We start from the raw sequence: 13,565 nt of genomic DNA on the forward strand, positions 1-13,565 counted from the left end.
CGCTGCCGCTGCCGCTGCCGCTGCCGCTCGCGCCGCCGATGGGGGGCGCGAGCGGCAGCGGGCGGTCAGGGGAGGTCGAGCGTGGCGCGGTGGGCGCGCCAGCGGGCCATCATTCCGTGCATCTCGTCCTGCAGGAACGCGAAGAACGCCGCCGTCTCGGTCATCCGCGCCCCCGCCGGCGAGTCCGCGCCGAGGCCGGCCGCGCCGTCGCGGAGGGTCTTCTCGAACAGGGTCAGCGCCTGGTCCCGCCGGGTGAACGTCTCGTACCAGAGCTCGTTGTGCAGCACGTACCGGTCGCGCCGCGAGCCCGGCTCGCGCTCGCGGCTGACCATGGTGACCTGCGTCAGGTACGCCACCGCCCCCGACACCGCCGCCGGGCTGATCCGGAGCGCCTCGCTCAGTTCCGCCGAGGTCATCGCGCCGCCGTCGCTCGCGAGCAACTGCGCGAAGACCCGGGCCGCCATGCGCTGCATGCCCGCCTCGGTCAGCTGCGCGGCGAACCGCTCCACGAAGCGGGAGACCGCTTCCTCGTTCCGTACATCCATGTCGTCCGCCACCCTCCCGACTTTACGCGATTTCCGAGCTTCACAAGTTTGTGAAAGTAGCGTACGTTCAAGGGCATGACGAAGGCGATCCGCGTTGCCGGCCTCCACAAGGCGTTCGGCCGCACCCACGCACTGGACGGTCTCGACCTCTCCGTCGCCACGGGCCAGGTGCACGGCTTCCTCGGACCCAACGGCGCCGGCAAGTCCACCGCCATCCGGGTCCTGCTCGGCCTGCTGCGCGCCGACTCCGGTACCGCGGAGCTGCTCGGCGGCGACCCCTGGGCCGACGCCGTCGCGCTCCACCGGCGCGTCGCGTACGTCCCAGGAGACGTCACCCTCTGGCGCAACCTCTCCGGCGGCGAGGTCATCGACCTCTACGGGCGGCTGCGCGGCGGCCTCGACCGCGACCGCCGGGCCGAGCTGACCGAGCGGTTCGAACTCGACCCGACCAAGAAGGGCCGCACCTACTCCAAGGGCAACCGGCAGAAGGTCGCCCTCGTCGCAGCCTTCGCGTCCGATGTCGAGCTGCTCATCCTCGACGAGCCCACCTCGGGCCTCGACCCGCTGATGGAAGAGGTCTTCCGGGGCTGCGTGAGCGAAGCCCGCGCCGCCGGGCGCACCATCCTGCTCAGCTCGCACATCCTCAGCGAGGTCGAGGCCCTCTGCGACCGGGTCAGCATCATCCGCAAGGGCCGCACCGTCGAGAGCGGCACCCTCGCCGAGCTGCGCCACCTCACCCGTACGTCGATCAGCGCCGAACTCGCCGGCCCGCCGGGCGCGATCGCCCAGCTGCCGGGCGTGCACGAAGTGGAGGTCCGGGGGCCGAGGATCAGCCTCCAGGCCGACACCGACAAGCTCGACGCCGTACTGCGCTCCCTCGCCCAGTCGGGCGTCCGGTCGCTGACCTCGTCCCCGCCGACCCTGGAGGAGCTCTTCCTGCGGCACTACGCGAACCCGGGTGCGGTGCGATGAACACCCAACTGGCGGGAACCGGCGCCCTGTTGCGCCTCGCACTGCGCCGCGACCGCGTCATGGCGCCGGTCTGGATCCTGGTCGTGGCGATGCTGGTGCTGAGCCTGCCCGGCTCCCTCGAATCGGTGTACGGGACGGCCGCCGAGCGGGAGCGCCTGCTCGCCACGATGACCGCCAACGGCTCGCTGCGCGCCCTGTACGGCCCGGTCTTCGGCGATTCGATCGGCGCCCTGACCGCCTGGCGCGGCGGGGTCTTCGCCGGGCTGCTCGCCGGTGTCATGAGCCTGGTCATCGTGGTCCGGCACACCCGCGAGGAGGAGGAGTCGGGCCGTCAGGAACTGCTCTCCGCGGCCATGGTGGGCCGACGCGCCCCGCTGACGGCCGCGCTCCTCGCCGCTCTGACCGCCAACGCGGCGGCCGCCCTGCTCGTCACCGCCGGCCTCGCCGGACGCGGCGCGGCCGGTGCGCTCGCCCTCGGGCTCGGCATAGGCGCCACCGGCATGCTGTTCGCCGCCCTGGCCGCCATCGCGGCGCAGCTCACCGAGAGCGCGCGGCTCGCGAAGGGGCTCACCGGGGCGTTCATCGGCGCGGCGTTCGTGCTGCGCGCCGCCGGTGACGCGGGCGCGCCCGACGGCGGCTCGGCGCTGACCTGGATCTCGCCGCTCGGCTGGCTGGAACACGTACGGGCCTTCGCGGCCGAACGCTGGTGGGTGCTCGCCCTGTTCGCGGCGGCCTCGGCGGCGCAGCTGGTGGCCGCGTACGCCCTGGCGGCCCGCCGGGACGTGGGCATGAGCTTCCTGCCTGCCCGGCCGGGCCCGGCGCGGGGGCGGCTCGGCTCGGCCGGGGCGCTCGCCTGGCGGCTCCAGCGCGGCGCCCTGCTCGGCTGGAGCCTCGGATTCCTGGCCGCGGGCGTGGTGTTCGGCGGGATGACGGACGGTGCGACCGAGCTGGTCGGCGACAACGCCAGGACCCGGGAGATCATCGAACGGATGGGCGGTCAGGCCGGTCAGGCCGGTCAGGGTGTGCTCGCGGACGCCTTCCTCGCCACCATGGCCGGGATGCTCGCCATGGTCGCCGCCCTCTACATCGTCTCGGCCGTACTGCGCCTGAGCGCCGAAGAGTCGGGGCAGCGCGCGGAACCGCTGCTCGCGAACGCCGTCGGGCGGCTGCGCTGGGCCGGCGGCCATCTGGCCGTCGCCTTCGGCGGGTCGGCGCTGATCCTGCTGCTGGCCGGGCTCGGGCTGGGCATCGGCCACGGTGAGGACATCGGCGGGGCGGTCGCCGCGACCCTCGGACAGCTGCCGGCGGTGTGGGTCATCGGAGCCCTGGCTGCCCTGCTGCACGGCGCGGTCCCGCGGTTCGCGGTCGCCGCCTGGGCGGTGGCGGGCGCCGCGCTGGCCCTGGGCTGGGTCGGACCGGCGCTGAACCTCCCTCAGGCGGTGCTGGACCTGTCGCCCTTCGCCCACCTGCCGAAGCTGCCGGGCGGTCAGGACCCGTCCTGGGCGCCCTTCGTCGCCCTGACGGCGCTGGCGGCGGCCCTGCTGGCGGCGGCTCTGACCGCCCTGCGCCGCCGGGACCTGGCCGCCTAGGACGGCGCGGGGCCCCGGCGGGTCGCCGGCCCCGCTAGAACTCGACGAGCAGCTCCTCCAGACCCCGGATCACATACCCCTCCCGCCACTGCGGCTCCCGTACGAGCCGCAGTGGCGGGAGCCCGTCCGCCAGCAGCGCCCCGAAGGAGGCCTCCAGCTCGCGCCGCGCGAGCGGAGCCCCCAGGCAGTAGTGGATCCCGGCCCCGAACGACAGGTGCGGGTTGTCGGCCCGTACGAGGTCCAGCGTGTCCGGGTCGGTGAACCGCGCGGGGTCCCGGTTGGCGGAGCCGAAGAGCAGCGCGACCTCGGCCCCGCGCGGGATCGTGACGCCCCCGATCTCGATGTCGTCGAGCACCCAGCGCTCGAACATCTGGAGCGGAGTGTCGTAACGCAAAAGTTCATCCACAGCTGTGGACAACTTTTCGGGATTCCGCCTGAGGTCCGCCAGCCGGTCCGGATGGCGGAAGAGCGTCCACCAGCCGTTGACGGTCGTATTGACCGTGGCCTCGTGTCCGGCGTTCAGCAGGAGCACACAGGTGGAGATCATCTCCTGCTCGCTGAGGCGGCCCTCCTCATCGTGGGCGGCGATCAGTCCGGAGATCAAATCGCTGCCGGGGCGCTCCCGGCGCTCGGCGATCAGCGCGCGCAGGTAGTCGCTGAACTCCACGCTCGCCCGGACCGCCCGGCGCGCCGTCTCCTCGTCCGGCCGCAGCTCGAACATCCCGCAGATGTCCGCCGACCACGGCCGCAGCGGCCCCCGGTCGGACTCCGGCACCCCCAGCAGCTCCGCGATCACCGCCACCGGCAGCGGTTCGGCGACCGCGGTCAGCAGGTCCCCGCCGCCGTCCGCGAGCAGCCCCGCCGCCAGCTTCCCGGCCATCCGCCTTACGGAGGGGACGAGTTGCTCCACGGTGCGCGGGGTGAACGCCTTCGCCACCAGCCGCCGGACCCGCGCGTGCGCCGGATCCTCCAGGTCCAGCAGCCCGTTCCCGTTGAGGACGTGGAACGGCTCGTGCGCCGGGGGCGGCGCCTCGCGTCCGAACTCCTCATGGGTGAAGCGGTGCAGGTACGTCCGGCCGAGCCGGCGATCGCGCAGCAGCGCGTTCACATCGGCGTAGTGCGGCACCAGCCACTGGCCGGTCGCCTCCGACCAGATGGCTCGCCCTTGCTCACGCAACTCCCGGTAGGCGGGGTACGGATCGGCGACGAAAGCGGCATCCCACGGATCAAAGCCCATCCCGGCACCTTAAACGCGACGGAGGGTCAGGGGCGGGTTCCCGGCCCGGACGGCCCGGAGCGGCTACGTCGGCGTCACCAGCCGGGTCTCGTAGGCGAATACCGCCGCCTGGGTGCGGTCGCGCAGGCCCAGCTTCACCAGGATCCGGCTCACATGCGTCTTGATCGTGGACTCCGCGACGATGAGCCGGTCCGCTATCTCCGCGTTGGACAGCCCCTGCGCGATCAGCACCAGCACCTCCGTCTCCCGCTCGGTCAACTCCCCCACACTCGCCGGATCCGCCAGCTTCGGCGCCTCCGACAGCTTCGAGAACTCGGAGATCAGCCGCTTGGTCACCGAGGGCGCCAGCAGCGCCTCCCCGGAAGCCACCACCCGCACCCCCTCGGCCAGCTGCCGGGCCGAGGCGTCCTTCAGCAGGAACCCGGAGGCCCCGGCCCGCAGGGCCTGGTACACGTACTCGTCGAGGTCGAAGGTCGTCAGGACCAGCACCTTCGCGTCCGTGTCGGCGGCCACGATCTCCCGCGTCGCCTCCAGCCCGTTCATCTCCGGCATCCGGATGTCCATCAGCACCACATCCGGCTCCAGCGCCGCGACCTGGGCGATGGCCTGGCGGCCGTCGACCGCCTCGCCCACCACCTCGATGCCGTCCATCGCGTTCAGCAGCACCGAGAAGCCTTCGCGGACCATCATCTGGTCGTCCACGATCAGCACTCTGATCGTCATCGCGCCGCCTCCGCCGGCTCGTCCTGGGACTCCGGCCGGCTGCGGACCGGTATGAACACCGCGACCTCATATCCGCCGGACGCCGACTCCCCGGCCGTCATCTCCCCCTCCAGCATCGCCACCCGCTCCCGCATCCCCGTGATCCCGTGCCCCGCGCCCGGCGAGGGCCGCACATCCCCGGTCGGCGGGCCGTTGACGATCCGTATCCCCAGACCGCCCAGCACGTACGACACCTCCACCCCGGCCGCCGCCCCCGGCGCGTGCCGCAGGGTGTTGCTCAGGGCCTCCTGGATGATCCGGTACGCCGACAGCTCCACGCCCTGCGGCAGCTCCCGCACCGAACCCGTCACCGTCTTCTCCACCTCCAGCCCGGTCTCCCGAACATTGGCCAGCAGCCCGTCCAGCGAGGCCAGCGTCGGCTGCGGGGCGTCCGGCGCCTCGTAGTCCGCCGAGCGCACCACGCCCAGCACCCGCCGCAGCTCCGTCAGCGCCGAGACCGCGTTCTCCCGGATGGTGACGAACGCCGCCTCCAGCTCCGGCGGCGGGTTCTTCACCCGGTACGGCGCGGCCTCCGCCTGGATCGCCACCACCGACATGTGGTGCGCGACCACATCGTGCAGCTCGCGGGCGATCGTCGTGCGCTCCTCCAGCAGCGTCCGCCGGTCGCGCTCGACGGCCGTCACCTCCTGCTGCGCGGAGACCTCCGCCTTCGCGTGCCGCCGGATCTGGATGCTGCTCGCGATGGCCACGGCGATCGCCGACACCACGAACATCGGCCCGAAGCTGGAGTCGTACCGGCTGCCGATCAGCAGCGAGAAGGAAACGCCGAACACCGTGGTGAGCGACCACATCCATCCCGCCACCCGCGGCCCGGTCCGCAGCGTCACCAGGATCAGGACCGCGATGTACGAGAAGAAGGCGCCCGGAGTCCACGGCCAGGTCAGCGACGGGCCGGCCAGCACGCCCAGCAGCAGGGTCATCGCCACCGCCGCCCACCACGCGGCGATCGGCCGGACCAGGGTCATCAGGACCGGAACGGCCGCCACCAGCCCCGTCAGGATCCGGCCCAGATCACCGAGGAAGGTGTACTGCGTGGTCGCCGTCGCCATGAAGGCGATGGCGGCCATCGCGACCACCACGGCATGCGGGGCCCATCCCGCCTTCCGGCGTATCCCCTTGGGGAGCAGCCGCAGGAGCGGCCCCCGGGCCACCGCCTGCGGCAGCGGCCGGAAGGCGAAAGCGTCGTCGATGAGGTCACGGCGCAGGGTCTTCAGCAACCCCGAAGCCATTCTGAATTCCGGTGTCCGGGCTGTCCCCCCGGTGGTCGTCTCGCTCACATACAGAACCGTAGGTCGGCCGCCCCGTCGTCCGCGTCGCCGCTGATGCTGATTTCCCCGGATCCCCCTCAAGTACTACGAGGTCCGTTCAGTACCCCGCCGGACGGACCAGACCCGTCTCGTACGCGAACACCGCCGCCTGGGTGCGGTCCCGCAGACCCAGCTTCACCAGGATCCGCCCCACATGCGTCTTCACCGTCTGCTCGGCCACGATCAGATGCCGCGCGATCTCCGCGTTGGACAGGCCCTGGGCGATCAGCGACAGCACCTCCGTCTCCCGCTCGGTCAGCTCCCCGAGCTTCGCCTTCGACGGCCCCCGAGGCGCCCCCATCCGGGAGAACTCGGTGATGAGCCGCTTGGTGATGTTCGGCGACAGCAGCGCCTCGCCGGCCGCCACCACCCGCACCGCCTCCGCGAGCTGGTCGGCCGACGCGTCCTTGAGCAGGAACCCGGAGGCCCCGGCGCGCAGCGCCTCGTAGACGTACTCGTCGAGATCGAAGGTGGTCAGCACCAGCACCTTCACGGCGCCGGCCGGGTCGCCGGTGATGACGGCGGTGGCCTCGATGCCGCCCATGCCGGGCATGCGGATGTCCATCAGGACCACATCCGGGGCGAGCTCGGCGACCTTCGCCACCGCGTCGGCCCCGTCCACGGCCTGACCGACCACCTCGATGTCGGGCTGGGCGTTGAGGAGCACGGTGAAGCCCTGCCGGACCATCATCTGGTCGTCGGCGATCATCACCTTGATCGGGGTGCTCATGCGTCCTTCTTCAGGTCGGGGGAGGAGCCGGGGGCGCCGCCAAGGGGATCCGTCCGGGGGTCCATCGGGAGGACGGCGGACACCTCGTAACCACCGTCGGGGCGCGGGCCGGCGGCCAGCTCGCCCCCCAGCATGCCCGCCCGCTCGCGCATCCCGAGCAGCCCGTGCCCCGCACCCTGCGAGGGCGGGGCCGGCCGGGTCGGAGCGCTGTTGGCGACGCACAGGTGCAGATCGCGCGGCCCGTACGCCAGGCCGACCTCCGCCCGCGAGCCGGGCGCGTGGCGCAGGCAGTTGCTCAGCGCCTCCTGCACGATCCGGTACGCGGTGAGCTCGACGCCCGGGGTCAGCGGCCGCCGGATGCCGGCGATCGTCGTGGTGACATCCAGCCCGGCGCCGCGCACGTTGTCGACGAGGCCGTCCAGCTCGGCGAGGGTGGGCTGCGGGTGGTGGGGGTTCGCCGGATCGTCGGGCTGCTCGGAGCGCAGCACGCCGAGGACGCGGCGCAGTTCGGTCAGGGCCTCCAGGGCGTTCTCCCGGATGCCCGTCAGGTTCTCCTTGAGTTCCTCGGACGGGTTCTCCACCAGGTGCGGGGCGACCTGCGCCTGAATGGAGATCACCGACATGTGGTGGGCGACCACGTCGTGCAGTTCGCGGGCGATGCGGCTGCGTTCCTCCAGCAGGGTCCGCCGGGCCCGCTCCTCCTCGGTGAGGGTTTCCTGCTCGACGAGCTTGCCGCGGGCCAGCCGGGTGGCCCGCAGGGCGTAGCCGAGGATCCCCACGAACCCGAGGACGAGGGTGGCCGCGGCGATCATCGTCTGGCTCTGCGGCGGCCTGAGGACGGCCTCGGCCAGCCCGGAGAGGAGCAGCGTGATCCCGATGACCCAGACGGTCACCCGGGGCGGCACCCGCAGGGCGACCATCAGGACCAGCGGCGCGAACGTGAACGGCCCGGCGGGCGTCCAGGGCCAGGACTGCGCCTGACCGACGTGCCCGTGGACGGCCCAGGCGATGAGGGCGGCGGTGACGAGACCGAGCCACCAGGCGGCGATCGGCCGGAACATGCTGAGCAGGACGGATGCGGAGGTCAGCAGCGACAGCCCGAGCACGCCCGCACCGAGGACCCCGTAATGGTCATTCAGCTGCATCCCCGTCAGAACACCGCAGGGGATGGCCGCGTAGCCGAGGAGCACATGCGGCAGCCAGGCCAGCCAGCGCGGCCGGGACATCCTCGGCAGCGGATCGCGCCCCAGGGTGAACAGCTCCCGGGGCACCACCCGCCGGACCGTGCGTTCTTCGACGGGGGCGGGGGGCTCGCTCAGCTGTTTCACGCCGTCCAGGCTAAGGCGGCTCCTAGACACGGTTGATCTCCTTTACGGACCCCGCCCGGGGGCGGGGAACGGCGGGAGCGGCGGGAACGGCGGTGGCGCGGGCCGGATTCGGGCGCCGGGCGCCCTGCTCGTACGTGCGGAACGCGGCCCAGCAGACCGCCAGCGCGGCCGCGAACACCGGAAGCCACAGCAGCCGGGCGGCTGTCCAGCCGAGGGAGTCGGGCACGGTGTGCAGGCCGGGCAGATCGAAGGGCGCCAGCAGTCCCAGCGCGGTGACGGCCATCATGGCGGTCTGGTGCCACAGGAAGATCGTCATGGCGGACAGGTTCACCAGGGCCACCTTCGCCCAGGCCCCCGGCCGGCGCATGGCCCGGGCCAGCGGCTCGCGCACCAGCAGGGCCAGCCCGCACTGGGCGAGGCCGAACGCCACCGCGGCCAGCGTCGGCGGGTTCAGGTTCGACATCGCGGCCCCGGGGACACCCACCATGGACGCCGGGTACCCGCCCCACAGGATCAGCGCGGCCGTCGCGGCCGCGCCCCCGCCGAGCAGCAGCGCGGCCGGGGTGCGCCGGGCGAACGCCCCGCGCGACCAGGCGGCCCCCAGCGTGTAGGGGACGAGCCAGCCCGCGGCCACATTGACCCAGCCGAGCCACTCGGGGCCGCCGCCGAAGCCGAACCGCCACGCGTCGACCCCGGCCACCACCGCCAGCGGCGCCACCGCGGGCAGGCGCGACACCAGCGGGGTGGCCGCGGTCAGCGCCGCGAACACCAGCAGGAACCACAGCGGGGACAGCACCAGCTTCAGCAGCGTCAGCACGGTGTTCAGCTCGACCCCGCCGAGCAGCATCGCCCCCGCCGTGACGGCCCACAGCGCGAGCACCGCTGCCACCGGACGGAACAGCCGGCTCAGCCGCTGCCCCACCCACGCGCCGTACGAGACCCCGCGCTCCCGCGCCGACGCGAGGCTCCGCGCCCCGACATGGCCGCCGACGAGGAAGAACACCGCCAGGGTCTGGAGCACCCACGACAGGGGCGCCAGCACGCTCATGTGCTCCAGCGGACTGGTGGTGCTCAGGCCGCCGTTGGCGGTGGTCAGCGCGGTGACCAGCCAGTGGCCCAGCACCACCCCGAGGATCGCCAGGGCCCGCAGTGCGTCCACCGAGCGGTCCCGCCCGGCCGGGGTGGCGGCCTCCACCCGGCCCGCGAGCGCGGACCAGCGGGCACGGAGTTCACGCATGGGAGGCCTCCGCGGCGGTGCCGAGGACGATCCGGGCCAGGCTGTCGAGGGACGTGGTGCCCGGCTTGAGGTAGTCGCTGTGCCCGGCGCTCCCGGCGGCGAACACACGGGCCCCGAAGGCGGGATCCACGGGATCGGTGCCGAAGCCGACCCCGGCGACCCGGACGTGCGGGACGCCACCGATCCAGTCACCGCTGCCCCGCCCCGCCCATATGCGGGCGCCGGTCGGCAGCTCGCCGGCGGCGCCGGACCCGGTCCCCGGGCTCCCGAACAGGACCATGTCGGTGACCTCGGGCCCCGTCGCCGTCCGGGCGCAGACCACCGAACCGTAGGAGTGGCACAACACCGATATCCGGGCCCCGGCCGGGGTGAACTCCCCCAACCCGTCCAGGAAGGGCGCCAGTGCGGAGGCCGCCTCATCGGCGCGGCCGGTCGTCAGGACCGTGGCGCTGACCGTGCCGGGGGTGTCGTACCCGAGCCAGGCGACCACGGCGGAGCGGGCGTGCTCGGCCTGGAGGCGCTGCTGAAGGGCGACGGCCCCGGCACGGAACCTCTGGTAGGTGTCCAGGGTGGTGTCCGACCCGGGCACCAGGACGGTCACCCGGTCGGCGGACTCCAGATCGCCGAACACCTCGACGGCGCGGCCCTTCCCCCGCCCGTCGAAGGAGAGGAAACGCGGCGCCTGCGACGCCCCGGGCGTGCCCTGCGCCATCTCCCGCAGCTTCGCCGCCCGGCCCGTACGCCCCGCCTCCCGCGCCATTCGCTCCGCCTCGCCGAGGCCCGCGAGGTTCTCGGCGTACCGGACCTGGGGCGCGGTGTGCGCGGCGAAGGAAACGGGCTGGGGAGCCGGAGCGTTGGGGGAAGAGGCGGCGGCGGACAGAGGGAACGCGACGGCCGCGGCGACGAGACCGGCCAGAAGGGTGCGGTGCAAGCGGGCACGGGTCATGGTGTGTTGTTCCTTCGGTCCAGAGGGGCGTCCTGCTCTGGTACCGAAGTTATGAATCCGGCCCCCTCTTCGGCGTCACGCTGCGGAGCCGCCTTTGGCCGTAGCTCTCAGGTATCACAAGGGCTACCTGAGAGTCAGAACACCGGCGCCCGGGGCGCGTTCGGCTAGGGTCCCCGAATGATCGACACCGACTGGCGCCGCGACCGCATCGGCAGCGCGCACCGGGGCGAGAACCCCACCGTCATGCGCCGCCTCGACGCGGGATTCGCCGCGATCGGCGACCGGCAGTTCCTGCCCGGGTACTCGGTCCTCCTGACCGACGACCCCGCCGTCACCCGGCTCTCGGACCTGCCCCGGCCGCGCAGGCTCGCGTACCTCACCGACACGGAACGGCTCGCCGAGGCCGTCGAGCGCGCCTGCGCGCGCCTCGACCCGGCCTTCCGGCGGGTCAACATCGAGATCCTGGGCAACACCGACCCCTACCTCCACGCCCACGTATGGCCCCGCTACGACTGGGAGCCCGCCGACCTCGTCCGGCTGCCGGTGTGGCGGTACGGGGAGGAGGAGTACTGGCGCGGCGAGCGGCACGCGCTGGCCCCCCGCCACGACGCGCTGCGCGCCGCCATCGGGGAGGAGCTCGACCTGCTCGCCGGCCGGGAAGCCGCCGGCCCGGCCGCGTGAGCACGCGTCAGTCCGCCACCAGCGGTTCGACGTGGCCCGCGCGCCAGCGGGGGGCCGGGTCCTGGCCGGGGCTGGTCCAGTACTCCCTGGCCGCGACGATCTCTCCGTCGCGCACCGTCCAGAGGGAGACGGCCCGGTAGACGACGTGGTCCTGAGGTATCTCGACCTCGGTGACGACGAGGTCTCCGTCCGCGAGGATGCGGAGCAGCTCGACGGGTTGTCGTTCGTCCGTGTACGCGTAACAGTCGTCGCTGTTCACGGCGATGAAGTTGGCGCGGCCGACGATGCGTTCGCCGCTCACGGGCCATTCGATGACGGCGTCCTCGGCGATGAGCTTGGCCACGCCGTCCCAGTCGTGTGCCTCGATCCGCTCCCACAGTTGTGCCACTACGTTCAACGGCTCCATGTGCGGCAGTGTGCGATGGGGCCGCTCGACGCAACAAGCTTTGCTTGCAGGCTTATTGACTTCGACACAAATGGGCTGGGGGGCCGCGGGGGGAGGGGGCCCCGGCGGGTCTGCTTGCCGGTCATGACGGCGTAGACGGAGCCGCAGGCGGCGACGGCGACGACCAGGGCCACGAGGAGGAGGAACACGGTCGTGGCGGTCGGGGGCCGGTTGCGGGGCGGTGGTTCCATGCGGGTTCCTCCACGGCGGAGTGCGGTGGGCGGGGCTCCGGTGGGGGAAGACGGCGGGGGTGGGACGAAGGTTGCCTGTGGCTCCGCCGGGTGGCTGGATCTGACCGGGCCTTCGCCGGGGGCGTGGCCGGGTGTGCCGGTGCGGCGCCGTTGCGGGGGCCAGCCCCCGGGGCCCCGCGCCTCAAGCGCCGGCGGGGCTGGGAGGGTGTGCCGGTGCGGCGCCGTTGCGGGGGCCAGCCCCCGGGCCCCCGCGCCTCAAACGCCGGCGGGGCTGGGTGGGGCGGCCGGGCTGGGTGGGGCCGTCGGGGTGGGGGTGTCGGTGCGGCGCCGTTGCGGGGGCCGGCCCCCGGGGCCCCGCGCCTCAAACGCCGGCGGGGCTGGGCGGGGCGGCGGGGCTGAGGGGGCGGTCGGGTTGGGTGGGGGCGCCTTAAGCGCTGGGGGGTGTCTGGGCGTGCAGGGTGTCCAGGGCCGCCGTTAGGCGGGACAGGGCTTCGGCGGTTTGGGCGAAGGCCTCTTCGCCCAGTTCGGCCGCGAGGCGGGTGGCGAGGGTGGCGTGGCCCGGGGTGATGCGGGCGATCGCGGCGCGGCCCTCCGCCGTCGGGCGCAGGAGCTTGGCGCGCCGGTGCGCCGGGTTCGGGACGTACTCGGCCAGCCCCTGCGCCGCCAGCAGGTCGGCGATGCGCTGGACGCTCTGCCGGGTGATGCCCATGGCCCGGGCGATGCCCGCCACCGGCAGCGGCTCCGTGAGGACCGCCCCCAGGACCTGCCAGCGGGCCGCCGTCAGGCCCGCCGGTTTGGCCAGTTCCTCGGACACGGCGAGGAACTGGCCGTTCAGCCGGAACACCCCGAGGGCCGTCCGGCTCAGCAGGTCCTGCTTCTCGCGCAGGGTCAGCGGCTCAGGCATCGCCGGATTCCGCCGCCGCCATCAGGACCGGGTACGCGCTCGCGTCCGAGTCGTGGAAGAGCCGGAACCACGCGTCCAGGACCTCCGGCCCGTAGACGCCCAGGCGCGCGAAGACCTCCCGGGCGAACGCGACCGGTTCCGTCGGGCCCGCCGTGATCAGGTCGCCGTCGGTGACCGCGTCGGCCTCGACGTACCTCTCCGCGCCCCCGTATCCGGGCTGCCCGGCGAGGTAGAAGGAGGCGCCGCTGGTGTGCGCACGGCCGTCCAGCAGGCCCGCCCTGGCCAGGCCGGCCGTCGCCCCGCAGATCGCGGCGACCGGCACCCCGGCCGCCAGGAACTCCCCGGCCTTCGCCGCGAACGGCGCCAGGTCCTCGCCGGTGTCCCACAGCGAGGCGCCCGTCAGGATCAGCAGGGAGGAGTCCCCGGGGCGCAGGTCCGCCAGGGCCAGGTCGGGCAGGACGCGGACGCCGCCCATGGTGGTGACCGGCGCTCCGGCGGCGGAGCCGACCGTACGGATCGTGTGGCCGCGCTGGGTGAGGTGCGCGGTGGTGTGGCCGGTCTCCCAGTCCGCATACGTGTCGTAGACCGCGAGGTGGACGGGTTTGCGCGGGGTCGGGGTCTCGCTCATGGTGCTCGCCTCCGGAGTCGCTCTCGCTCTGCCACTGCTGTT

Annotated in this window: 14 protein-coding genes; 3 read left to right on the top strand and 11 right to left on the bottom strand. The window is 73.4% G+C overall.

Annotated features, from left to right (window positions below; translation table 11 throughout):
• Positions 1–65: 65 nt before the first annotated feature.
• Entirely contained in the window at positions 66–545 is a 480-nt protein-coding gene (locus IE248_RS15350; protein WP_047961074.1) for a GbsR/MarR family transcriptional regulator, read from the bottom strand.
• Between the two features lie 75 nt (positions 546–620).
• Between IE248_RS15350 and IE248_RS15355 the strand changes: the two genes are divergently transcribed.
• Both IE248_RS15355 and IE248_RS15360 read left to right on the top strand, forming a co-directional pair.
• On the top strand, positions 621–1,517 hold the full coding sequence (locus IE248_RS15355) for an ABC transporter ATP-binding protein (protein WP_190030967.1): 897 nt from the start codon (positions 621–623) through the stop codon (positions 1,515–1,517).
• On the top strand, positions 1,514–3,106 hold the full coding sequence (locus IE248_RS15360; RefSeq protein ID WP_190030968.1) for an ABC transporter permease: 1,593 nt from the start codon (positions 1,514–1,516) through the stop codon (positions 3,104–3,106). The genes IE248_RS15355 and IE248_RS15360 overlap by 4 nt, the downstream gene beginning before the upstream one ends.
• A gap of 34 nt (positions 3,107–3,140) precedes the next feature.
• Here IE248_RS15360 and IE248_RS15365 read toward each other — a convergent pair whose 3' ends face one another.
• From IE248_RS15365 to IE248_RS15395, 7 genes are all read right to left on the bottom strand, one after another.
• Positions 3,141–4,343: a cytochrome P450 gene (locus IE248_RS15365; RefSeq protein WP_190030969.1), complete on the bottom strand. Its 1,203-nt coding sequence runs from the start codon at positions 4,341–4,343 to the stop codon at positions 3,141–3,143.
• A gap of 63 nt (positions 4,344–4,406) precedes the next feature.
• A complete protein-coding gene (locus IE248_RS15370) occupies positions 4,407–5,066 on the bottom strand; it encodes a response regulator (protein ID WP_037797930.1) in 660 nt (219 codons plus the stop codon).
• Entirely contained in the window at positions 5,063–6,355 is a 1,293-nt protein-coding gene (locus tag IE248_RS15375; protein WP_078899720.1) for a sensor histidine kinase, read from the bottom strand. Before IE248_RS15375 ends, IE248_RS15370 begins: the two co-directional genes overlap by 4 nt.
• A 136-nt stretch (positions 6,356–6,491) precedes the next feature.
• Positions 6,492–7,163, bottom strand: a complete 672-nt coding sequence (locus IE248_RS15380) for a response regulator (RefSeq protein ID WP_190030970.1) — start codon at positions 7,161–7,163, stop codon at positions 6,492–6,494.
• Complete coding sequence (locus IE248_RS15385) at positions 7,160–8,491, bottom strand: sensor histidine kinase (protein WP_229895333.1); 1,332 nt, start codon at positions 8,489–8,491, stop codon at positions 7,160–7,162. The genes IE248_RS15380 and IE248_RS15385 overlap by 4 nt, the downstream gene beginning before the upstream one ends.
• Before the next feature lie 22 nt (positions 8,492–8,513).
• Entirely contained in the window at positions 8,514–9,728 is a 1,215-nt protein-coding gene (locus IE248_RS15390) for an acyltransferase family protein (RefSeq protein ID WP_190030972.1), read from the bottom strand.
• Complete coding sequence (locus IE248_RS15395; protein ID WP_190030973.1) at positions 9,721–10,674, bottom strand: alpha/beta hydrolase; 954 nt, start codon at positions 10,672–10,674, stop codon at positions 9,721–9,723. Before IE248_RS15395 ends, IE248_RS15390 begins: the two co-directional genes overlap by 8 nt.
• Positions 10,675–10,851: 177 nt before the next feature.
• On the opposite strand from IE248_RS15395, the gene IE248_RS15400 reads away from it, so the two are divergent.
• Positions 10,852–11,355 carry an HIT family protein gene (locus IE248_RS15400; RefSeq protein WP_073797878.1) on the top strand — a complete coding sequence of 168 codons (504 nt, stop codon included), beginning with the start codon at positions 10,852–10,854 and terminating at the stop codon, positions 11,353–11,355.
• A gap of 7 nt (positions 11,356–11,362) precedes the next feature.
• On the opposite strand, the gene IE248_RS15405 is transcribed toward IE248_RS15400, so the two are convergent.
• The 3 genes from IE248_RS15405 to IE248_RS15415 form a co-directional block, all read right to left on the bottom strand.
• On the bottom strand, positions 11,363–11,761 hold the full coding sequence (locus IE248_RS15405; protein ID WP_073797879.1) for a nuclear transport factor 2 family protein: 399 nt from the start codon (positions 11,759–11,761) through the stop codon (positions 11,363–11,365).
• A gap of 657 nt (positions 11,762–12,418) precedes the next feature.
• The gene (locus tag IE248_RS15410; protein WP_190030974.1) at positions 12,419–12,895 is read right to left on the bottom strand and encodes a MarR family winged helix-turn-helix transcriptional regulator; all 477 of its coding nucleotides are present in this window, start codon (positions 12,893–12,895) and stop codon (positions 12,419–12,421) included.
• Positions 12,888–13,523, bottom strand: a complete 636-nt coding sequence (locus IE248_RS15415) for a DJ-1/PfpI family protein (RefSeq protein WP_190030975.1) — start codon at positions 13,521–13,523, stop codon at positions 12,888–12,890. The genes IE248_RS15410 and IE248_RS15415 overlap by 8 nt, the downstream gene beginning before the upstream one ends.
• Positions 13,524–13,565 lie beyond the last annotated feature (42 nt).

The organism is Streptomyces goshikiensis (assembly GCF_014650555.1).
GTDB lineage: Bacteria > Actinomycetota > Actinomycetes > Streptomycetales > Streptomycetaceae > Streptomyces > Streptomyces goshikiensis.

Coding starts and splice junctions, on each gene's coding strand:
- IE248_RS15350 (WP_047961074.1), bottom strand. CDS start 545: ATGGATGTACGGAACGAGGAAGCGGTCTCCCGCTTCGTGGAGCGGTTC.
- IE248_RS15355 (WP_190030967.1), top strand. CDS start 621: ATGACGAAGGCGATCCGCGTTGCCGGCCTCCACAAGGCGTTCGGCCGC.
- IE248_RS15360 (WP_190030968.1), top strand. CDS start 1,514: ATGAACACCCAACTGGCGGGAACCGGCGCCCTGTTGCGCCTCGCACTG.
- IE248_RS15365 (WP_190030969.1), bottom strand. CDS start 4,343: ATGGGCTTTGATCCGTGGGATGCCGCTTTCGTCGCCGATCCGTACCCC.
- IE248_RS15370 (WP_037797930.1), bottom strand. CDS start 5,066: ATGACGATCAGAGTGCTGATCGTGGACGACCAGATGATGGTCCGCGAA.
- IE248_RS15375 (WP_078899720.1), bottom strand. CDS start 6,355: ATGGCTTCGGGGTTGCTGAAGACCCTGCGCCGTGACCTCATCGACGAC.
- IE248_RS15380 (WP_190030970.1), bottom strand. CDS start 7,163: ATGAGCACCCCGATCAAGGTGATGATCGCCGACGACCAGATGATGGTC.
- IE248_RS15390 (WP_190030972.1), bottom strand. CDS start 9,728: ATGCGTGAACTCCGTGCCCGCTGGTCCGCGCTCGCGGGCCGGGTGGAG.
- IE248_RS15395 (WP_190030973.1), bottom strand. CDS start 10,674: ATGACCCGTGCCCGCTTGCACCGCACCCTTCTGGCCGGTCTCGTCGCC.
- IE248_RS15400 (WP_073797878.1), top strand. CDS start 10,852: ATGATCGACACCGACTGGCGCCGCGACCGCATCGGCAGCGCGCACCGG.
- IE248_RS15405 (WP_073797879.1), bottom strand. CDS start 11,761: ATGGAGCCGTTGAACGTAGTGGCACAACTGTGGGAGCGGATCGAGGCA.
- IE248_RS15410 (WP_190030974.1), bottom strand. CDS start 12,895: ATGCCTGAGCCGCTGACCCTGCGCGAGAAGCAGGACCTGCTGAGCCGG.
- IE248_RS15415 (WP_190030975.1), bottom strand. CDS start 13,523: ATGAGCGAGACCCCGACCCCGCGCAAACCCGTCCACCTCGCGGTCTAC.